Annotated in this window: 19 protein-coding genes and 1 pseudogene; 10 read left to right on the top strand and 10 right to left on the bottom strand. The window is 64.8% G+C overall.

Annotated elements, in window-relative coordinates:
• The first annotated feature begins 19 nt into the window (after positions 1–19).
• The 7 genes from ACK5IR_RS02015 (at position 20) to ACK5IR_RS01985 (ending at position 9,062) form a co-directional block, all read left to right on the top strand.
• Entirely contained in the window at positions 20–754 is a 735-nt protein-coding gene (locus tag ACK5IR_RS02015; protein WP_416925392.1) for a hypothetical protein, read from the top strand.
• Positions 755–877: 123 nt separating this feature from the next.
• A complete protein-coding gene (gene gltB, locus ACK5IR_RS02010) occupies positions 878–5,416 on the top strand; it encodes a glutamate synthase large subunit (protein WP_416925390.1) in 4,539 nt (1,512 codons plus the stop codon).
• Positions 5,417–5,593: 177 nt separating this feature from the next.
• Positions 5,594–6,127, top strand: a complete 534-nt coding sequence (locus tag ACK5IR_RS02005; RefSeq protein WP_416925388.1) for a DUF1269 domain-containing protein — start codon at positions 5,594–5,596, stop codon at positions 6,125–6,127.
• 242 nt (positions 6,128–6,369) lie between these two features.
• Entirely contained in the window at positions 6,370–7,011 is a 642-nt protein-coding gene (gene mtgA / locus ACK5IR_RS02000) for a monofunctional biosynthetic peptidoglycan transglycosylase (RefSeq protein WP_416925386.1), read from the top strand.
• Between the two features lie 58 nt (positions 7,012–7,069).
• Positions 7,070–7,735 (top strand): glutathione S-transferase family protein, encoded by a 666-nt coding sequence (locus tag ACK5IR_RS01995; protein WP_416925384.1) that lies wholly within the window; start codon positions 7,070–7,072, stop codon positions 7,733–7,735.
• A gap of 15 nt (positions 7,736–7,750) precedes the next feature.
• The gene (gene queG / locus ACK5IR_RS01990; protein ID WP_416925382.1) at positions 7,751–8,779 is read left to right on the top strand and encodes a tRNA epoxyqueuosine(34) reductase QueG; all 1,029 of its coding nucleotides are present in this window, start codon (positions 7,751–7,753) and stop codon (positions 8,777–8,779) included.
• 85 nt (positions 8,780–8,864) lie between these two features.
• The gene (locus ACK5IR_RS01985; RefSeq protein ID WP_416925380.1) at positions 8,865–9,062 is read left to right on the top strand and encodes a hypothetical protein; all 198 of its coding nucleotides are present in this window, start codon (positions 8,865–8,867) and stop codon (positions 9,060–9,062) included.
• A 72-nt stretch (positions 9,063–9,134) separates the two neighbouring features.
• Here ACK5IR_RS01985 and ACK5IR_RS01980 read toward each other — a convergent pair whose 3' ends face one another.
• Entirely contained in the window at positions 9,135–9,605 is a 471-nt protein-coding gene (locus tag ACK5IR_RS01980) for a hypothetical protein (RefSeq protein WP_416925378.1), read from the bottom strand.
• A gap of 51 nt (positions 9,606–9,656) precedes the next feature.
• Positions 9,657–10,526 (bottom strand): annotated as a pseudogene (locus ACK5IR_RS01975) (branched-chain amino acid aminotransferase).
• A 157-nt stretch (positions 10,527–10,683) separates the two neighbouring features.
• Between ACK5IR_RS01975 and ACK5IR_RS01970 the strand changes: the two are divergent.
• Positions 10,684–11,193, top strand: a complete 510-nt coding sequence (locus ACK5IR_RS01970) for a MarR family winged helix-turn-helix transcriptional regulator (RefSeq protein WP_416925376.1) — start codon at positions 10,684–10,686, stop codon at positions 11,191–11,193.
• The gene (locus ACK5IR_RS01965; RefSeq protein WP_416925374.1) at positions 11,190–11,909 is read left to right on the top strand and encodes a response regulator; all 720 of its coding nucleotides are present in this window, start codon (positions 11,190–11,192) and stop codon (positions 11,907–11,909) included. The genes ACK5IR_RS01970 and ACK5IR_RS01965 overlap by 4 nt, the downstream gene beginning before the upstream one ends.
• A 420-nt stretch (positions 11,910–12,329) precedes the next feature.
• Here the strand turns inward: ACK5IR_RS01965 and ACK5IR_RS01960 are convergent, their stop codons facing one another.
• The 4 genes from ACK5IR_RS01960 to ACK5IR_RS01945 form a co-directional block, all read right to left on the bottom strand.
• The gene (locus ACK5IR_RS01960) at positions 12,330–13,211 is read right to left on the bottom strand and encodes a sugar phosphate isomerase/epimerase family protein (protein ID WP_416925372.1); all 882 of its coding nucleotides are present in this window, start codon (positions 13,209–13,211) and stop codon (positions 12,330–12,332) included.
• A 24-nt stretch (positions 13,212–13,235) separates the two neighbouring features.
• Positions 13,236–14,198: an ABC transporter permease gene (locus ACK5IR_RS01955; RefSeq protein WP_416925370.1), complete on the bottom strand. Its 963-nt coding sequence runs from the start codon at positions 14,196–14,198 to the stop codon at positions 13,236–13,238.
• A complete protein-coding gene (locus ACK5IR_RS01950) occupies positions 14,188–15,699 on the bottom strand; it encodes a sugar ABC transporter ATP-binding protein (RefSeq protein ID WP_416925368.1) in 1,512 nt (503 codons plus the stop codon). Before ACK5IR_RS01950 ends, ACK5IR_RS01955 begins: the two co-directional genes overlap by 11 nt.
• Positions 15,700–15,842: 143 nt before the next feature.
• Positions 15,843–16,790 carry a substrate-binding domain-containing protein gene (locus ACK5IR_RS01945; protein ID WP_416925366.1) on the bottom strand — a complete coding sequence of 316 codons (948 nt, stop codon included), beginning with the start codon at positions 16,788–16,790 and terminating at the stop codon, positions 15,843–15,845.
• Positions 16,791–16,961: 171 nt separating this feature from the next.
• Here ACK5IR_RS01945 and ACK5IR_RS01940 point away from each other — a divergent pair, with 171 nt between their 5' ends.
• Positions 16,962–17,510 carry an SIS domain-containing protein gene (locus ACK5IR_RS01940; RefSeq protein WP_416925364.1) on the top strand — a complete coding sequence of 183 codons (549 nt, stop codon included), beginning with the start codon at positions 16,962–16,964 and terminating at the stop codon, positions 17,508–17,510.
• Positions 17,511–17,550: 40 nt separating this feature from the next.
• On the opposite strand, the gene ACK5IR_RS01935 is transcribed toward ACK5IR_RS01940, so the two are convergent.
• The 4 genes from ACK5IR_RS01935 to cysP form a co-directional block, all read right to left on the bottom strand.
• Positions 17,551–18,285, bottom strand: coding sequence for an ABC transporter ATP-binding protein (locus ACK5IR_RS01935; RefSeq protein WP_416925362.1), 735 nt, complete (start codon positions 18,283–18,285; stop codon positions 17,551–17,553).
• Positions 18,282–19,109: a sulfate ABC transporter permease subunit CysW gene (gene cysW / locus ACK5IR_RS01930; RefSeq protein ID WP_416925360.1), complete on the bottom strand. Its 828-nt coding sequence runs from the start codon at positions 19,107–19,109 to the stop codon at positions 18,282–18,284. The genes ACK5IR_RS01935 and cysW overlap by 4 nt, the downstream gene beginning before the upstream one ends.
• Before the next feature lie 3 nt (positions 19,110–19,112).
• The gene (gene cysT / locus ACK5IR_RS01925) at positions 19,113–19,958 is read right to left on the bottom strand and encodes a sulfate ABC transporter permease subunit CysT (RefSeq protein WP_416925358.1); all 846 of its coding nucleotides are present in this window, start codon (positions 19,956–19,958) and stop codon (positions 19,113–19,115) included.
• A 75-nt stretch (positions 19,959–20,033) separates the two neighbouring features.
• A complete protein-coding gene (gene cysP, locus ACK5IR_RS01920) occupies positions 20,034–21,056 on the bottom strand; it encodes a thiosulfate ABC transporter substrate-binding protein CysP (RefSeq protein ID WP_416925356.1) in 1,023 nt (340 codons plus the stop codon).
• Between the last annotated feature and the right edge of the window lie 81 nt (positions 21,057–21,137).

Genomic DNA, 21,137 nt, shown 5'->3' with positions numbered 1-21,137 from the left:
CAAAGCAGGGGAATGGCGAATGACCAGCAGACTCCGTATGTGGACATTGGCGGGTGCGCTTGCGGCAGGCGCCGCAACACCCGCGCTGGCGGGCAAGATCGTGGTGCCCGAGGGATGCGAGGCCTTTCTCTCGGTGCAGATGAAGGAATGCGGCGTGTCGCATTACTGGCGCTGCAACGAGGGGCCGGAGGGAGCCGTCTGGGAGGTTCACTACGATGCCGACGGCGCCTTTTCGATGTCGGTCTATTCGGCCGAGTTCCAGTGGCTCGACAGCCGCTATTTCGCCGACGGAACGCGCGAGCATCTGGTGGAGGAAGGCCCCGATCCGGCCAGCCTGAGCGAGCTTCTGGATACCGGGCGCGACACCTACGCCTTTGTCATCCGCGAGACCGGACCGAACGGCGCGCGTGACGTGGTGCATCAGGGCTACGACCGGTTGACCGGCCGGACGGTGACCATAGACGGAACCGAGCTTCTCGAAACCGAATTCGCCTCGACCGCGATGGACGCGGAAAGCGGCGAGACCGTCTACGAAGTGTTCGGCAACCAGTTCGTTCTGGCCGACGAGCGGCTGTTCTTTCTCGGCCCCGACACATTCCGTCAGGATGGCGAGGAGCGCGAGAACGATGCCAGCCCTCTGCTGTTCATTCGCCCGGGAGAGACAAACTTCGGCGATACGATGCCGCAGTTCGGCTGCGAGGGCGCGGAAGAGATCGTCTTCCGGCCCGCCCCGGCCGCCGCGGCGCGGCCATGATCCCGCCGGGCGCGCGTTCGCCCGCTGCACCGGCCAGCGAAACATGCGTCTGCCCGCGCTTCGTGCCGGCGGATGAAACAGGAACCCGGGGCGGCTTCGCCTCGACCGCAACGGAGTGACGCGATGACCAAGTACGATCAGGCCTGGGTGGCGGCGGAAACGGCCAGGCGCGTGTGGATGGAGCAGAACGGGCTTTACAGCGAGGCGGAAGAGCATTCCTCCTGCGGGGTCGGGCTTGTGGTGTCGATCGACGGCTCGAAAAGCCGCAACGTGGTCGAATCGGGCATTCAGGCGCTCAAGGCGGTATGGCACCGTGGCGCGGTCGATGCCGACGGCAAGACCGGCGACGGGGCGGGCATCCATGTCCAGATCCCGGTGCCCTTCTTCTACGACCAGATCCATCGCACCGGACACGAACCCGACACGGACCAGCTGATCGCGGTGGGCCAGATATTCCTGCCCCGGGTCGATTTCGGGGCACAGGAAACCTGCCGGACCATCGTCGAGACCGAGGTCCTGCGCATGGGCTACTATATCTACGGGTGGCGCCACGTTCCGGTGAACATCGACGTTCTGGGCGAGAAGGCCAACGCCACCCGCCCCGAGATCGAACAGATCCTGATCTCGAACATCAAGGGCGTGGACGAAGACACGTTCGAGCGCGAGCTTTACGTCATCCGCCGCAGGATCGAGAAAGCCGCCGCCGCTGCCCGCGTGCCCGATTTCTACGTCTGCTCGCTGTCGTGCCGGTCGATCATCTACAAGGGCATGATGCTGGCCGAACAGGTCGCCGTTTTCTATCCCGACTTGCAGGACGAACGCTTCGAAAGCGCCTTCGCGATCTATCACCAGCGCTATTCGACCAACACCTTCCCGCGCTGGTGGCTGGCGCAGCCCTTCCGGATGCTGGCCCACAACGGCGAGATCAATACCCTGAAGGGCAATACCAACTGGATGAAAAGTCACGAGATCCGGATGGCGCATGCCACGTTCGGGGATTACGCGGAAGATATCAAGCCGATCATCCCGCAGGGGTCCTCGGATTCGGCGGCGCTGGATTCGGTGTTCGAGGTGCTGGTGCGCGCCGGACGATCCGCGCCGATGGCCAAGACGATGCTGGTGCCCGAAAGCTGGTCGTTGCAGGCGGTGGAACTGCCGCAGGCCTGGCGCGACATGTATTCCTACGTCAACTCGGTGATGGAGCCATGGGATGGGCCTGCCGCGCTTGCCATGACCGACGGCCGCTGGGTCTGTGGCGGGCTCGATCGCAACGGCCTGCGCCCGATGCGCTACGTGATCTCGGGCGACGGTCTGCTGATCGCCGGCTCCGAGGTCGGCATGGTGCCGACCGACGAACGGACCGTGATCGAGAAGGGCGCGTTGGGCCCGGGACAGATGATCGCCGTCGACATGGCCGAGGGCAGGCTCTATCGCGACACCGAGATCAAGGACCGGCTCGCCGCCTCGCAGCCTTTTGGCGAATGGGTGGGCAAGATCGCCGAGCTTGACGAGGCCCTCGCGCGGACGGCGGAAAAGCCGATGTTTTCCGGCGCCGAACTGCGCAAGCGGCAGATCGCGGCGGGCTATACGGTGGAAGAACTCGAACAGATCCTGGCGCCGATGGCCGAGGACGGCAAGGAGGCCCTGGCCTCGATGGGCGACGATACGCCCTCGGCGGTCCTGTCCGAGAAATACCGCCCGCTCAGCCATTTCTTCCGGCAGAATTTCAGCCAGGTGACCAACCCGCCGATCGACTCCCTGCGCGAATACCGCGTGATGAGCCTCAAGACGCGGTTCGGCAACCTCAAGAACGTGCTCGACGAGGATTCGAGCCAGACCGAGATCATCATTCTCGACAGCCCGTTTGTCGGCAACGCGCAGTTCGATAAGCTGGTGGAATCGTTCAACGCGCCGATGGTCGAGATCGACTGCACATTTGCCGCCGACCGCCATCACAACGCGCTTGGCGAGGCGCTGGAACGCATCCGTGCCGAAGCCGAGGATGCGGTGCGCTCCGGCGCCGGCCATATCGTTCTGACCGATCACCATCAGGGGCCCGGCAAGGTTCCGATGCCGATGATACTGGCCACCAGCGCGGTCCATTCGTGGCTCACCCGCAAGGGGTTGCGGACCTTCTGCTCGCTCAACGTGCGCTCGGCGGAATGTATCGACCCGCATTACTTCGCAGTACTGATCGGCTGTGGCGCGACGGTGGTCAACGCCTATCTGGCCGAGGATTCGCTGGCCGACCGGATCGAGCGCGGGCTGCTCGACGGAACGCTCAGCGATGCGGTGCGCAACTACCGCAACGCGATCGACGCCGGTCTGCTGAAGATCATGTCCAAGATGGGCATCTCGATCGTCTCGTCCTACCGGGGTGGGCTGAACTTCGAGGCGGTGGGGCTTTCGCGGGCGTTGGTGGCCGAGTATTTCCCCGGCATGATCAGCCGCATTTCCGGCATCGGCATCCTCGGCATTCAGCGCAAGGTCGAGAGGGTTCACGAGCAGGGGTGGGCCTCGGAGCGGAACGTGCTGCCCATCGGCGGGTTCTACAAGGCGCGGCGCAGCGGCGAGACCCATGCCTGGGGCGCCCAGAACATGCACATGATGCAGTCGGCCTGCGATCAGGGCTCGTTCGAATTGTGGAAGCGCTATTCCAGGCTGATGCAGGCCAATCCGCCGATCCACCTGCGCGACCTGCTGGACCTCAGGCCGCTGGGCCGGCCCGTACCGCTGGAAGAGGTGGAATCCATCACCTCGATCCGCAAGCGGTTCGTCACGCCCGGCATGTCGCTCGGTGCGCTCAGCCCCGAGGCGCACAAGGCGCTCAACGTAGCGATGAACCGGATCGGCGCCAAATCGGATTCCGGCGAAGGCGGCGAGGATCCGGCGCATTTCGTGCCCGAACCCAATGGCGACAATCCCTCGGCCAAGATCAAGCAGGTGGCATCAGGCCGGTTCGGGGTGACCGCCGAATACCTCAACCATTGCGAGGAGCTTGAGATCAAGGTGGCGCAGGGCGCCAAGCCCGGCGAGGGCGGCCAGCTTCCGGGCATGAAGGTAACGAAACTGATCGCCCGCCTGCGCCATTCGACGCCGGGGGTGACGCTGATCTCGCCGCCGCCGCATCACGACATCTATTCGATCGAGGATCTGGCGCAGCTGATCTATGACCTCAAGCAGATCAATCCGCGCGCCAAGGTGACGGTGAAGCTGGTCGCCTCGTCCGGTGTCGGCACCATCGCGGCGGGCGTTGCCAAGGCCAAGGCCGACGTGATCCTGATCTCGGGGCATAACGGCGGCACCGGCGCCTCGCCCGCGACCTCGATCAAATATGTCGGCCTGCCGTGGGAGATGGGCCTGACCGAGGCGCATCAGGTCCTGGCGATGAACAAGCTGCGCGACAGGGTAACGCTGCGCACCGATGGCGGGCTGCGCACCGGCCGCGATATCGTGATCGCCGCCATGCTCGGGGCCGAGGAATTCGGCATCGGCACCGCGGCGCTGATCGCCATGGGCTGCATCATGGTGCGGCAGTGCCAGTCGAACACCTGCCCGGTGGGCGTGTGTACCCAGGACGAAAAGCTCCGCGCCAAGTTCACCGGCACGGCGGACAAGGTGGTCAACCTGATCACCTTCTATGCCCAGGAGGTGCGCGAGATTCTGGCCGAACTGGGCGCGCGCAGCATTGACGAGGTGATCGGCCGCACCGATCTGCTCAGGCAGGTCAGCCGCGGTAACGATTATCTCGACGATCTCGACCTGAACCCGCTGCTGATCTCGGTCGATGGCGCGCAGGAGATCGTCTACGACACCGCCAAGCCGCGCAACGTGGTGCCCGACACGCTCGATGCGCAGATCGTCAAGGATGCCGACCGCTTCCTGAAGGACGGCGAGAAGATGCAGCTTTCCTATGCGGTGCAGAATACCCAGCGGACGATCGGCACCCGCACGTCGAGCCATATCGTGCAGCGGTTCGGCATGCGCAACGCGCTTCAGCCCGACCACCTGACGGTAAAGCTGACCGGTTCGGCCGGTCAGTCGCTGGGCGCCTTCGGCGCGCCGGGGCTGAAGCTCGAAGTGGCCGGGGATGCCAACGATTACGTGGGCAAGGGTCTGTCGGGGGCAACGATCGTCGTCCGCCCGCCGATGAATTCGCCGCTCAGGGCCGACGAGAACACCATCATCGGCAACACGGTGCTCTACGGCGCCACCGATGGGTACCTGTTCGCCGCCGGGCGGGCGGGCGAACGCTTTGCGGTGCGCAATTCGGGTGCGAAGGTGGTGATCGAGGGCTGCGGCTCCAACGGCTGCGAATACATGACCGGCGGTGTCGCGGTGATCCTCGGCCGGATTGGTGCGAACTTCGGCGCCGGGATGACCGGCGGGATGGCTTATCTCTATGACCCGGCCGGTACATCGGCGGTGCTGATCAACCGCGAGACGCTGGTGATCAATCCGGTCGGCCACCCGCATTGGGAGGCCGAACTGAAAGAACTGATCGGGCGCCACGCGCGCGAGACCGGCTCGGTCAAGGCCGCCGATATCCTGCAGCACTGGGAGGTGGAACTGCCGAACTTCCTCCAGATCTGCCCGAAAGAGATGCTGGCGCATATTCCACAGCCGCTGACCCTCGATAACGGGGCCATTCCGGCCGAATGACCCGGCGCCATCCGGCTGCGACAAATCGGATATGGCAGAACTTCTTCAGGGCTGCCCCTTGCCGGGCGGCCCGAACATGTTGTTTCCTTATGGGGCGTCGCGCGCGAATCCCTCACCGGTACGCGCGTGGCGGCGTCTGTGGGCTGGCGGCGGCCAGAGGAAAACAAGGAGGTATCAATGTCTGACCTGGTAGTGGTGACCTTTCCGGATGCAACGTCGGCTTTCGAGCTGCGCACCGAACTCTATAAACTTCAGAAGGAATACCTGATCGACATGGACGACGCCGTGGTCGTCACCCGGAACGAGAACGGCAGGATCAAGCTGCACCAGTCCACCAGCCTGACCGCACTGGGGGCTGTCGGCGGTTCGTTCTGGGGACTGCTGATCGGCATGCTGTTCTTCAACCCGCTGCTCGGCATGGCGGTCGGTGCCGGTTCAGGGGCAATTTCCGGCGCGCTCAGCGATATCGGCATCGACGACAACTTCATGCGCGATCTGGGCGACAAGCTCCAGGGCAGCCAGTCGGCCCTGTTCGTGCTGGTGCGCAGCGCAACCACCGACAAGGTTGTGGCCGAACTCAAACCCTTCGCCGACAAGGGCGGCAAGATCACCAAGACCTCGCTCAGCGCCGACGACGAAAAGAAACTGCGCGACGCCATCGAAGCGCATACGCCGCCCGAGGCTTCGGCGGTCACACCTCCGGCGTCGTAATCCGCCGACCGGTTCCGGGTGCCTTTACGGCCACCCGGACCGGCTTTTGCGGCCCGGGCGGAGTATTCGTACCGGGCCGTTTCCCGGCCGTGCCCGCATTCGTTCGATGCGGGCGCGCCGCGCGAAGCGGCTTGACGCGGCAGCATTGCGCGCGGCATGAGGTGCGCGTGGCACGAACGAGCAGCAAACAGACGAAGAAAACGGCGAACGCCGTCACCGCACGATCCGCGCGCAGGTGGATCTTGCGGTTGCTTCTGGCGCCCGTGGTGCTGCTGATGGCGCTCATCGCCCTCTATCGCTGGGTCGATCCGCCGATCACCCACACCATGTGGGCCGAACAACGCCGGCTGGGCCGGATCGAACGGCAGTGGACCCCGCTCGACTACATGTCCGAAGCCGCGCCACGTGCCGTCGTCGCGGCAGAGGATGCCAACTTCTGCCTGCACTGGGGTTTCGACATGGATGCGATCCGCACCGCGATCGACGCCGGCGCCAACCGTGGCGCCTCGACCCTGACACAGCAGACGGTGAAGAACGTCTTCCTCTGGCAGGGGCGCAGCTGGCCGCGCAAGGCGCTGGAGGCGCTGATCACCCCGGTGGTCGAAATCGCCTGGCCGAAACGCCGGATACTCGAGATCTACCTGAACGTCGCCGAGACGGGCGAGGGGGTTTTCGGCATGGAGGCGGCGGCGCGGCATTATTTCGGCGTCGGATCGGTCGGGCTGAGCCAGACCCAGGCATCGCGCATCGCCGCCGCCCTGCCCGACCCAAAGACGCGCAACCCTGCCAACCCGAGCCAGTGGCTGCGCAGGCGTGCCGCGTCGATCTCGGACGGGGCGGCGACAATCGCCGCCGACGGGCGGGTGAATTGTTTCGAGGATTGAAAACCGGCGCGCATCGCGCGAAACAGGGAAAAATTCCCGAGCAGAGACGCAATTGCAAATGAACAGGCTCTACCACGTTCCCCTCTCGCCCTTTTGCCGGAAGGTCAGGCTGGTTCTGGCCGAAAAGAAGATCGAGGTCGAACTGGTCGAGGAACGATACTGGGAGCAGGACCCGGATTTCCTGCGCCGCAATCCCGCAGGCAAGGTGCCGGTGTTGCGGATGAACGACCGGATCATGGCCGAAAGCCAGGCGATCTGCGAATATCTGGAAGAGAAATACCCCGCGCCGCCACTCTTCCCCCGCGACCCCGAGGGTCGCTATGAGGTGCGCCGGCTGTGCGGCTGGTTCGACGACAAGTTCCACCGCGAGGTCACGGCGAACCTGCTCTACGAGCGGGTGAACAAGAAACTCACCAAGCAGGGCTATCCCGAGAGCCAGAACGTCAAGGCGGGCGCGCGGGCGATCAAGTATCACCTCGATTACATGTCCTGGCTGCTCGACCAGCGGCGCTGGCTGGCCGGCGACGCGATGAGCCTGGCGGATTTTGCGGCGGCGGCCCATGTCTCGGCGCTGGATTACATCTCCGATGTCGACTGGAACCGCAGCCCGAATGTCAAGGACTGGTATGCCAAGATCAAGTCGCGCCCGGCCTTTCGCGGCCTTCTGGCCGATCAGGTGCCCGGATTTCCGCCGTCGCGGCAATATGCCGATCTCGATTTCTGAGCGGCGCGCGGCCCGATGAGGCGGCTGAAACAACGGCTGGAGGAACAGGCGCGGGCCGAAGGCTTCGCCGCGATGCGGATCTGCACGCCCGGCGCGATCCCGCATGTTCCCGGCCGGCTGGGCGAATTCGTCGCGCGGGATTATCATGGCCAGATGGGCTGGATGGCCGAACGCATGGTCTGGCGCGGCAACCCGGAAGCGCTCTGGCCCGAGGCACGCGCGGTGATCGTGCTGGCCGAAAGCTACAGCCCCGAAAGCGACCCGCGCGCGCTTCAGGCACGCCGCGATCACGGGGCGGTTTCGGTCTACGCGCGTGGCCGGGACTATCACGATATCGTCAAGAAGCGCCTGAAACGGCTGGCGCGCTGGCTGATCGCGGAAGCCGGCGGCGAGGTGAAGGTCTTTGTCGATACCGCCCCGGTGGCCGAAAAGCCGCTGGGGCAGGCATCCGGTCTTGGCTGGCAGGGCAAGCATACCAATCTGGTGAGCCGCAACCTCGGCAACTGGTTCTTCATCGGCTCCGTCTTCACCACGCTCGCACTGGAACCCGATACGGCAGAGGTCGATCACTGCGGCTCCTGCCGGGCCTGTCTCGACGCCTGCCCGACTGCCGCCTTTCCCGCGCCTTACAGGCTGGATGCACGGCGCTGCATCTCCTATCTGACAATCGAGCATCACGGTCCGGTTGATGAGGCGCTGCGCGACAGGCTCGGTAACCGCATCTACGGCTGCGACGATTGCCTTGCCGCCTGCCCGTGGAACAAGTTCGCCGTCGCAGCGAGCGATATCCGCTATGCCGCGCGCGACGATCTGAACGCCCCGCCACTGGCCGAACTGGCAGCACTGGACGATACCGGGTTCCGCGCCCGTTTTTCCGGCAGCCCGATAAAACGCATCGGACGCAACCGGTTCGTGCGCAACGTGCTCTACGCAATCGGAAATTCCGCCGATCCCTCGCTCCTGCCGGTCGCCCGCCGCCTTGCCGCCGATGCGGATCCAGCCGTTGCCGACGCCGCCCGCTGGGCCATTGCCAGACTTGCCTAAAATTGAGGCGGCGGCGGCCATTTCGGGATCGCCGGAATCGGGCTATAGTGCGGATCCCGACGCCGGACGACCGAAGGAGGAGGCCATGTCCAAGCATATTCTGGATCGCGAACGCCGCCGCAAATCGACGCGGGTTGTGCCCTATAACGGCGTTACACGCAGAATCGCCCCCGAAGGGTCCAACCCTACGGTTCTGGCGCTGATGCGGCGCTCCAAGGGGACGAGGAACGCATCGCTGCGCAACGACGCCTTTCTGAGGATCGACCGCGGCTATACCGCCTGACGCGATACCGGCGAGTCCGATCCCGGCCGGCGAGCGGTCAGACCGCGCGGAAACGGGCAAGGATGGCGGGTATCACCATCTGTGCCGAAGTGCCGGCCGGGCGGGTTCGCCTACCAGCGAGAGCGCCTGCATCGTGTCGTGAACCCCGCGCGCCGCATCTTCTGCCCCGAAGGGTCCGAAGCTATTTCGTCCGACCGAATAGGTGATGGCGGTAGGATCGTCGCCCGATCCGGTAGCGATCCGGATGTCAATCTCGACATTTTTCATCGCAAAGGCGGCGCGCACCCGGCGTTCCAGCAACTCGGCCTGCCTCCGCCTCAGCGGTGTATCCCCGGCCCGGATCAGGGCCTTCGCCCTGGGCGTGCCGGAATATCCCTCGCTTGTTTCCAGCCGTTCGACCGTGAGGGCAAGCGGCTGGAATGTCGGATCGCCGGTCAGCCGGTACCAGCCCAACGCCAGCGCCGCCGGTGTGGTGATGGCCGCAACAAGCAGGATCAGCAATATGGACTGGCGTTGCGGCCGGGACTGGCGGGCGTCTGACATGCCGCCATTCTGCCGCCGCTTCGCCAATATCCGGTTAAGGGCGCCGCTCGGTCAGGCCCGTACCAGCTTTTCGTAGGACTGGGCGATGTCGCGCGTCAGCGCACCCACTTCGAAGTTGTAGCTACCGATCTGGCCGACCGGTGTGACCTCGGCCGCCGTGCCGGTGAGCCAGCATTGCTGGAAGCCCTCCATCTCCTCGGGCATGATGTGCCGTTCATGTACCGTGATGCCCTTTTCGCGCAGCATGCCGATAACGGTCTGGCGGGTGAACCCGTTCAGGAAGCAATCCGGCAGCGGCGTGTGCACTTCGCCATCCCTGACGAAGAAGACATTGGCGCCCGTCGCCTCGGCGACATAGCCGCGATAATCGAAGAACATCGCGTCCGAACATCCCCTCGCCTCGGCAGCGTGCTTGGACATGGTGCAGATCATGTACAGCCCGGCGGCCTTGGCCGCGGTGGGAATGGTCTCGGGGCTGGGGCGTTTCCACTTCGCGATGTCGAGTTTCGCCCCCTTCATCTAGGCGTCGCCGTAATAGGCACCCCATTCCCAGCCGGCCACTGCCATGCGGATCGGGTTGCGGGCGGCGCTGACCCCCATGTCGAGCCCGGCGGCGCGGAAGGCGACGACACGGACATAGGCATCGGTCCAGCCATTCGCCCGCAGCATGTCGTATTTCGCCTTCTCGATCTCCTCGACCGAATAGGGGATCGGCATGTCGAGCAGTTCACCCGAGCGCTGCAGCCGCTCGGAATGATCGACCCCCCTGAAGATCCTGCCGTTGTAGCAGCGCTCGCCCTCGAACACCGACGAGGCGTAATGCAGCGCATGGGTCAGGATATGCACATTGGCCGAACGCCACGGCACAAGTTCCCCGTCCATCCAGATGAAGCCATCCCGATCGTCATACGCAGCCGCCATCTTATCCACTCCTGATCCGGTTTTCACATGTTGCGCAAATTATGTCCAAAACGGACGCAAAGTTGCGTAAATTCTGATCGGAGCTACCAGTTACCCCTAGCAATGTCAACAAGACTGACATAAAATGTGAAGCACGAACGACGACACGAGGCCGAAGATGCCGGACGGACCGAGCAGCGGGCAGCGGGGCGAGGCACTGCTGTTTCTGACCGACGAACAGTTGCGCAAGGGGATCGAGGCGATGTTCTTCGCCTACAAGGGATTCACCTCCGACCCCGACCGGATACTGGAGGAACGCGGCTACGGACGGGCGCATCACCGGGCCGTCCATTTCATCCATCGCTCGCACGGGACGACGGTCAACAACCTGCTGGCGATACTCGGGGTGACCAAGCAATCGCTCAACCGGGTACTCAGGACGTTGATCGACGACGGGCTGGTCGAAAGCCGCGTGGGCAGCAGGGACAAGCGCGAGCGGCATCTTTTCCTGACCGACAGCGGCCGCGAGTTGGAGCGCGCGCTGAGCGACGTGCAACAGGCGCGGGTGCGCGACGCCTTTCGCAGCGCCGGCCCCGGTGCGGTGGCCGGTTTCCGCACCGTGCTCGAGGCGATGATGGACCCCGAGATGCGGCTCCGCTACCAGCAGCTTACGGAGGGCGGCCAATGAACGAGGCCTCCCGGGCGGCTGATGTCGTCGCGCATCTGCTCATCGTCGACGATGACGAGCGTATCCGGACGCTGCTGCAGCGGTTCCTGATCCGGCACGGATTTCTGGTCAGCACGGCGCGCGACGCGGCACACGCCCGGCGCCTGCTGGCCGGGCTGGAGTTCGATCTTGTCGTGCTCGACGTGATGATGCCGGGCGAAGACGGCATTGCGCTGACCGCAGCCCTGCGCCGGACGCTCCGGACACCGATCCTGCTGCTGACCGCGCGCGGCGAGACGGCCGACCGTATCGCCGGGCTGGAGGCCGGGGCCGACGATTATCTGGCCAAGCCCTTCGAACCCAAGGAACTGCTGTTGCGGATCAATGCCATCCTGCGGCGCATTCCGGCCGAGGAACGGATCGTGCCGGGGCCGAAGGTGCTCTATCTCGGGCCGTTCCGCTACGAGGTCGAGAAGGGGGAGCTTTGGCGCGGCGATGAACCCGTGCGGCTGACGGCCACCGAATCGCAGCTGATGCGGCTCTTCGCTGCCCGGCCGGGCGAGCCGATCAACCGTACCCGGCTTGTCGAGGATCTGGGCCGCGACGGCGATCAGGCGCAGGAGCGCGCAGTGGACGTGCAGATCACCCGCCTGCGGCGCAAGATCGAGGCCGATCCGAAACAGCCGCGCTACCTGCAAACCGTGCGTGGTGCCGGCTACATGCTCGCGCCGGATTGACCGCGTCGAACCCGAACATCCGTCCGGCGGTTCATGCCAACAGCCACAGAACCGACCGTTCGCGATGTCGGTGGTGCGGACGAAGCTGCCGTTCTCCCTTTGCCCGGAACAGCCGCGCAAGCGGCCCGGGCGGCGCCCGTCCGCCCCCTCGGGCGGGCGCCTTGAGACCTCATCGCGCGCACGAACGTTGGAGGTTCGCGGCCGGCATGAAGTGAAGACCACAAGCGCTGCGCGCCCACCCGGCAGACGGGCACCGCCCTCGGTCATGCCAGTTGATTACCGTCACAATGGGCTCGATGCCGCTTTTCGCAGGCGAGTTCGAGTCGTTCGTCAATACCGTAGGTGACTACCGAACAACGATCTTTCCGGCATCTTGTTCCGTCGGGCAGAGGTGGCGCGGCGTTAGCGCGATCTCCCGGGTCAGGCGGCGCGCAGCAGGTCCAGCGCGGCTTTCATGTCGGACAGCACCACCGCGTCGGGTTCTTCGAACGGATAGATGATTTCGAGAAAGAAGGTCTGATCCGTCAGGTCGTGGCGCTTCCAGAAGTCGGCCAGAACGGCCGGGGTGACGATGCCGTCGCGGGTGAAGTTCCAGTGCCGGTCGTAAAGACCGTCGGTCTGCTGGATGTGGAAGGCGGCGACGTTCTCTCCGCAGGTGCGCATCCAGTGGTCCATGTCGGCATCCGCGCCGAAAAGCGGCGAGAAAAGCGCATGCCCCCAGTCGACGCACAGACGCACCGGCACATCGGTCGCGCCGTCGAGGTCGGACATCATCCGCCGCGCGTCCGCGGCCGACGACGGGAACTCGGTGGCCAGTGGCACCGGCTCGACAAGCAGCATCGACAGGCCGCGTTCCCGTGCGTGGCGCGAAAGCGCAACATAGCGCTCCAGTGCCTCCTTGTAGATTTCCTCGCGTCGGAGCGGGTCGATCGCGTCGTCGGCGCTGTAGGAGCCGAAGGGCATGCCGGTTGCGGGCACCTCCATCGCCGCCGTCATGTCGATGGCACGGCGCAGGTGTTCGCTGCCCAGTTCGCGAAGCTCGGGCGTGGGGGCGAGCAGGTGGTTGTAGGTATAGGAGGCCAGCCCGCCGAAGGTGCTTTCGATGGTGACGCCCGCCCGGGCGAATGCGCGGGCGTAGTCGCGGGCGATCGCGTCACGCGGAAACTCGGGCCAGCCGGGATCGACCAGATCCCAGGTGAACTGCACGTAGCGCGTATCCAGATCGCCGGCCACCATTGCCGCCAGCCGCTCGCCTCCCAGCCAGCGCTTGATTGCAAAGGAAAGGTTCAGCCCGAGTTTCATGATTTGTCCTCCGGAATTGCACCGCTAGCCGTTGTTGCGGAAATAGCGCCGCGAGATCGAGTCGAACGAGATCGCCAGCACGACGATCAGACCGCTCACCACGCCCTGCCAATAGGGAGAGACGCCGAAGAGAACGATGATGTTCTCGATCACCGCGATGATGGCCGCGCCGAATATCGCGCCGACCGGTGTCCCGACGCCGCCCGTCGTTGCGACGCCGCCGATCACCGACGCGGCGATGGGCGGCAGCACCCAGGTTTCGCCGATCGACGGTTGCGCGGTGCCAAGGCGCGTCACCATCAGCAGACCGGCCAGCGCGGCCAGCGCCCCGGCGATGGTGAAGACGAGCACGCGGATGCGGTCCACCCGGATCCCGAGCATGCGCGCGGCGGCCTTGTTGTCGCCGATGGCATAGATGTAGCGGCCGAAGGGTGTCTTGAGGATGGCGAAGGAGGCGATCAGCAGGACAACCAGCATGATGACGAAGGGCACCGGCACCCCGAGCAGGTTGCCCCGCCCGAGAAACTGGATTTCCTTGGGGATATTGGTGATCGCCACGCCCTTGGTCAGAACCAGGTTGATGCCGCCGAAAATGCCCGCCGAACCGATGGTCAGCACCAGCGAGTGCAGTTGCAGCGCCGTGACCATGAACCCGTTGAAAAAACCCAGCGCCGCCCCGAGCCCCAGACCGCAGAGCATCGAAAACCAGGGGTTGAGCCCCATGTCGACCATCAGCATTCCGGTGACGACACCGCACAGCCCGCCGATGACGCCGAGCGAAAGATCGAGCTCGCCCAGGATCATCAGCATGGACTGGCCGATGGTGATCAGCCCGACAAACGCCAGCGACCGCGCGACAACCGTCATGTTGTAGGAGGTCAGGAAATAGGGCGACACGACCGCCGACACGACGAAAATCGCGATCAGCGCGAAGAACACGCCCGCAAGCTGATTCCGGAATAGCGCGGTAAACGAGCTAGGCTGCATTGTTGGTGTTCTCCGATCCGAATAGCGCGCCGACGAGCGTTTCGTTGCTGGTACTGGCGTTGTCGAAAACTCCGGTGACCCTGCCGGAATACATGGTGACGATACGGTTGGCGCATTTGCGCAGTTCATCCATCTCGGACGAAACCAGGATGATCCCGACGCCGCGTTCCGCCAGCGATTTCATGATGCGGTAGATCTCGGCCTTGGTGCGCACATCGATCCCCTTGGTCGGCTCGTCGAAGATCAGCACCGCCGGATCGGTCGCCATCGCGCGGCCGATGATCGCCTTCTGCTGGTTTCCGCCCGACAGGTGCGAAATCTGCTGTGCCATGCCGGCGGCCTTGATGTCATAAAGCCGGATGATGTCGGCGACGCGAAGGCGCTCGTCTCTCAGCGAGATGCCCAGCCGGCCGGTGATCTGCGACAGGATCGAGATCCCGATGTTCTCGCGCAGGCTGAGTTGCGGCAATATTCCGTGCAGCTTGCGTTCGTCCGAGAGATAGAGCAGGCCGGCGGCGACCGACCGGCTGGTATCGCCGAGCGGGAATGGCCCGCCCTTCAGGTGCACGGTGCCGGATTTGCCCTTCAGATAGCCGAAGATCGTCTGCATGACCTCGGACCGTCCGGCCCCCATGAGCCCGGCGAAACCCAGGATCTCGCCGCGCCGGAGTTCGAAGGAAACGTCCGCGAACGCGTCGCCGGTCAGGTGTTCGACCTGAAGAAGCAGCTCGGGCGGCCCGTCGGTCGGGCCGGCATCCGGCCGGAAATGCTCGTCGAGCGCCAGTTCGGCGCCCGACATGGCGCGGATGAGATCGCGCTCGGTGATGTCGGCGATCCGGCCTTCGGCAACCTTCTCGCCGTTGCGCAGGACGGTGTAGTCGTCGCCGATACCCAGCACCTCGTCGATCTTGTGCGAGATGAAGATGATCGCATGGCCGCTGTCGCGAAAATCCCGGATGATGTTCAGCACGCGGTCGATTTCGGCCGAGGTCAGAGACGAGGTCGGCTCGTCGAGGATCAGCACCCGCATGTCCCTGTTGACCGAGGCCCGGGCGATCTGAAGCAGTTGCTGTTCCGGCACGGAGACCCTGCGGACGAGGTCGCCCGGCCGCGCCGAGATGGCGAAACGGTCGAGATAGGGTTGCGCGATGCGTTCGAGTTGCCGCTTGCTGACGATTCCGCCGGAAACGCCGGAGCGTTCGTAGGGAATGAACAGGTTTTCGGCCACCGACAGGTTGGGAAAGAGGTTCAGTTCCTGCGGCACATAGGCGACATAGCGATGAAGCTCCGGGTGTTCCGCCGCGTCCTGCCCGTCGATCAGGACCCTGCCGCGACTTGGGCTGTAGGCTCCGGTGATCAGCTTCACAAGGGTCGATTTTCCGGCGCCGTTCTCGCCGGCCAGAACGTGGACGCGCCCGAGTTCGAGCTTCAGCGCGACATCGTTCAACGCCCGCACGCCGGGAAAGTCGCGCCCCAGATTCTCGACTTCAAGAAAAGCCATAATTCCGCTGCTCCATGGTTGGCGGAATCTCCGCGATATCGGCTGATTGCCGGTGTCCGGGTTCCCGGGTGGTATCGGAAGGCCGCCCGCCACGCCGACCCGCAGCACCCGCATCGGCGGCCGCTGCGGGCGACGGTCATGCCCTATTCGCCGACATTGTCCCTGGTCAGGACGGCGATGCCGGTGTCGAAGTACTTGGGCGCCTCGATCCCGACGGCCTGCTGCCACATCGCCATTACCGACCAGTAGCCCTGCATTTCGGGCTTGGTGGAGGACGAACTGTCCGCAACGCCGTCGCGGATGAGCTGTTTCATTTCGGCCAGGTTGTCGAGCCCGACCAGCAGCACCTCGCCGACCTTGCCGGCTTCCTGGATGGCCTGGCCGATGCCGATGGGGCCGGCTGCATCACAGGCGACCCATCCCTTGAGGTTGGGATTGGCCTGCATGATCGCGGCGGCCTGTTTCTGTGCCGTCTCGATGCTGTCGTTGTCGATGCCGGTCGCGACCACGGTGATATCGGGATAGGAATCGAAGGTCTTCTGGTGGCATTCGGCGCGAATCGCATGGTTCGGCGCCGTCGGCACGCCCATCATGATGGCGACCTCGCCTTCCCCGCCGAGCAGTTCCGCCAGCCTGTGCGCCGCGATCTCGGCCTGCTCGCAGAAATCGTTGCCGATCGAGGTCAGGTCCATCCCCTCGGGCGGGACGGAATCGAAGATCGTTACGGGGATTCCCTGCCCCAGCGCCTCTTCCAGCGAGGCGCGGTTGCCGCTGGCATCGAGAAGGTCGATCGCGATGCCATCGGGGCGCGTGGCGATCGAGCTTTCGATGATCTGGTTCTGCTGAACCACATCGGCCTGCTGCGGCGCGCTGTAGTCGATCTGGACCTTCGAGCCGGTTTGCGCCTCGATGACGGCGGCCGCCTGCTTGGCGCCGTCGTTCACCAGATCGAACCACGGGTGAACGACCTTGGGTATGACGACAAAGCGATAGCTGTCCTTCTTGGTCATGCCGGGCATGTCCTGAGCCGGGACCATGGCGGGCAGCGCCACGGCGGCAGCCGCCAGCAGTGCGAGCGGAACTTTCTTCATTGTCTACCTCCTTGTTGGGATGCGGCCCCTGAGGGCGGGCGTCTCCTCCAGACGTCCTGCGGCACATCTGCAAAACCGAACGTATCTGATGTAAATTACAGAATACAAGTGATTCTTTCACCCGGTACCACATGCGGGGAACCTGCCCGCGGCCAATGACGGAGGATGCCAATGAATGCCTATCGCGAAGCGCTCGACGAACTTGCCGGGGTCTTCGACCTGATCGACGACGATGCTGTCGACCGGGCGGTTTCGACAATCGCCGATGCCCGGCGGATCGCCGTCCATGGTGTCGGCCGCGAAGGGTTGCAGATGAGGGGGCTGGCAATGCGCCTATTTCATCTCGGGCTCGACGTTTCCGTGGTCGGCGACATGACGACCCCGCCCGTCGGGCCGGGAGATCTGCTGCTGGTATCGGCCGGGCCGGGCAATTTCTCGACCGTGGCGGCGTTGATGGGCACCGCGGCTGCGGCAGGTGCGAAAACGCTCTGCGTCACCGCCCGGCCGGATGGCGCCTGCCCGCAATCGGCGGATCAGGTGCTGGTCATCCCGGCGCAGACCATGGCCGACGATACGGGAGCGGTCACCTCGGTGCTGCCGATGGGATCGCTCTACGAGGCGGCACAGAACATCCTGTTCGAATGCATGATACTGAGGCTTCGCGACAGGCTCGGGATCGGTGCCGAGCAGATGCGAAGCCGGCACACCAACCTCGAATGACGCCGGAACCCGCGAGACCGGGGATATCCGGTTGCGCCGCCTATCGCTCCAGCACATCGACACCGAGGAAGTCGGCCACGAAAGACGTCGCCGGGGCGCTGCGGAGCGCCTGCGGAGTGTCGAACTGCTCGATCCGGCCGTGATTCATCACCGCCACCCTGTCCGCCAGCGCCCAGGCCTCGGACTGGTCGTGGGTGACGAGGATCGCCGAAACGCCGACCTTTTTCTGCAACCGGCGCACAGAGCCGCGCAATGATTGCCGCACCTTGGCGTCGAGCGCCGAAAACGGCTCGTCGAGCAGCAGAAGGCGGGGATCGATGGCCAGCGCGCGGGCCATGGCGACGCGCTGGCGCTGACCGCCGGACAATTGTGCTGGATAGCGGTCGTCGAGGTCGGGCATCTCGATCAGGTCGAGCAGTTCGCCCACCTTTCGTGCCCGCGCAGCCCGGCCGGGGCGGCGCGCACGCGGCAGGACCCTGAGGCCGAACCCGATGTTGTCGGCAACCGTCATGTGGCGGAAAAGGGCGTAGGACTGAAAGACCATGCCGAAGCGCCGCTCGCCCGCCGGCAGGCGGGTAATGTCCTCGCCGTCGATGGCAAGCTGGCCGGTGTCCGGCGGAATGAGACCCGCGACGATGTTGAGCAGCGTCGTCTTGCCCGATCCGGACGGGCCGAGCAGGGCGACGAACTCGCCCTTTCCGACCGAAAGCGAAACGTCTTCGAGGACCTGCTGATCCCCGAAAGACTTGGAAATGCCGTGAACCTCGAAACTCATCGCTGGCCTCCGACCTCGGGGTGTACCGTGGCGATCACGCTGCGCAGCGCCAGCGTGACCAGCGCAAGCGACGCCAGCACCGTTGCGGCGGCGAAGGCGCCGGTCGTGTTGTAATCGTTATAGAGAAGCTCGACCTGCAACGGCAGCGTCATGGTGCGCCCGCGCACCGCGCCCGAAACGACCGAGACCGCGCCGAATTCGCCCATCGCGCGGGCCGTGGCAAGGATTGCACCGTGCAGAAGCGCCCACAGGATGTTGGGAAAGGTCACGTGGCGAAAAATCTGCCAGCCGTTCGCGCCAAGCGTCAGCGCGGCTTTCTCTTCGTCTTCACCGGTTACCTGGAGCACCGGCAGCACCTCGCGCATCACGAAGGGGCAGGTGACGAATAGCGAGACGAGCACGATGCCGGTCAGGTTGAACATCAGTTGCACGCCCTCGCGCATCAGCGGCGCGCCGACCGGCCCGTAGGCGCCATAGATCAGCAGGAAGCAGAGCCCCGCGATCACCGGCGAGACGGCAAAGGGGATCTCGATCAGGATGAGCAATGCGCGCCGGCCGGGAAAGCGGAACCGGGCGATCGCCCAGGCCGCCGCGATGCCGAAGACGATATTGATCGGCAGTACGATCAGCGCCGTCAGCACCGTCATCCAGATCGCGTGCAGCGTTTCGGGCTCGGTGATGGCGCCCCACCAGGCGGCGGTGCCGTCCCCCAGAGCACGGGCGACGATCGCGGCGACGGGGGCGGCGATCGCGACCAGCGCAAAGGCCACCGCAAGACCGATCAGCGCGCGTTGACGAAAAGACAGGGAGGCGCCGCCGGGCATCGCTCAGGCTCCCTGCTCGAACCGGCGATAGAGCCGCGTATGGGCGACGTTGATCGCAACCAGCAGAACCAGCGACAGGCCGAGCATCGTGCCGGCGATCGCGGCGGCGGCAGGGTAATCGAACTCGTCGAGCCGGATCATGATGAGAAGCGAGGCGATTTCGGTCTTGAAGGGCAGGTTTCCGGCGATGAAGATCACCGCGCCGAACTCTCCCAGCGAGCGGACGAAGGACAGGCCCGTGCCGGTCAGGATGCCGGGCATCAGGTGGGGCAGGATCACGCGGGTGAAGATCTGCCCGTCGCCTGCGCCGAGCGTGCGCGCGGCGGCCTCTTCCACGGGGTCGAGTTCCTCGATCAGCGGCTGGATGGCGCGCACCGCAAACGGGATCGAGGTAAAGGCCATGGCGATGACGATCCCCCACCAGGTATAGGCAGGTACAAGCCCGAACGGCGCGAGCAGCCTGCCGATCCAGCCATCCCCGGCATAGAGCGCGACCAGCGCGATGCCGGCCACCGATGTCGGCAATGCGAAGGGCAGGTCGATCAGCGCGTCGAGCAGCCGGCGCCCGGCAAAGCGGTAGCGGGAGATTACCCATGCCAGCAAAAGCCCGCCCGCCGCATTGATCGCCGTTGCGGCGGCGGCGGCGGCGATCGTTACCCGCAGCGAGGCCAGCACGCGCGGATCGCCCATCACGCGCAGGTAATCGGCAAGACCGAGCTGGGCAAATTGCCAGCCGAGCCCGAACAGCGGCAGCAGCACGATCAGGGTGACGAACAGCAGGGTGATGCCCAGTGTCAGCCCGAGACCGGGAAGCGGGGAACGGCGGCGCGTGGATAGTGCAGCGAGCATCGGACGACCACAAGACAGATCGCCGCCGGATCGCCATGGACCCGGCGGCGCGCATTGGGATGTAATGGCGCGGTATCAGTTCGCGAGGAGCCTGTCGAGTACGCCGCCCGACGCGAAATGGGTTTCCATCGCCTTGTCCCATCCGCCGAACACGTCCTCGACCTTCACCAGCGTGACCTCTGGGAAATCGGCAGCATGGGCGGCGACCACTTCGGGGTCATGGACGCGATTGTTGAAGGAGGCAAGAATTTCCTGACCTTCGCTGCCGTAGAGGAATTCGAGATAACCCTGTGCGACATTGGCGGTTCCGCGCGCGTCCGCGATACGGTCGACCACGGCGACGGGAAACTCGGCCAGCAGCGAAAGCGAGGGCACAACCCGGTCATAGGCGCCGTCGGCCTCGGCCTTGCGGATATTCTCGACCTCGGCCTCGAAAGTGATGAGAACGTCGCCGATGCCACGCTCGACAAAGGTCGTGGTGGCGCCGCGGCCGCCGGTATCGAACACCGCGACATTGGCCAGCAGCTTGTCGACAAAGGCCTGCGCCGCCTCGTCGTCGCCGTTGTTGCCGGCCAGTGCATAGGCATAGGCGGCAAGATAGGTATAGCGCCCGTTGCCCGAGGTCTTGGGATTGGGAAAGACGATCTGCACATCATCGCGGATCAGGTCGTCCCAGTCCTCGATCCCCTTGGGATTGCCGCCGCGAACCATGAAGGCGGGAAGCGAATAATAGGGGGAGGCGTTGTTGGGAAATTCGTCACGCCAGTTCGCGGAGACGAAGCCCGCATCGGCAAGCACCTGCACGTCGGTCACCTGGTTGAAGGTGACCAGATCGGCCTGAAGGCCCTGGAGGATGGCACGCGCCTGCTTGGACGATCCGGCATGGCTCTGGTTGACGGTCAGATCGTCGCCCGTTTCGGCATTCCATTGTGCGATGAAGGCCGGGTTGATCCGGGCGTAAAGCTCGCGCGCGATATCGTAGGAGACATTGAGAATCTCGACCTGTTCGGCCCGCGCGGGCAGCGTGGCGGCCGCCATGGCGAGGGTTGCGGCGACGATGGCCGAATGGCGGAAAGGTCTGGGCAGAAAGCGGAGCATCGGGGCTTCCTCGTGCGGATGAAGACTTGAGGCGTTAAGTGGCAAACCTGATGGCGGGTGCAACCCGCGCGGAACGAAAAA

The organism is Tropicimonas sp., from assembly GCF_047971885.1.
GTDB lineage: Bacteria > Pseudomonadota > Alphaproteobacteria > Rhodobacterales > Rhodobacteraceae > Tropicimonas.
Note: the sequence above shows the minus strand (reverse complement) of the source record. Positions and strands in the feature narration are given on the sequence as shown.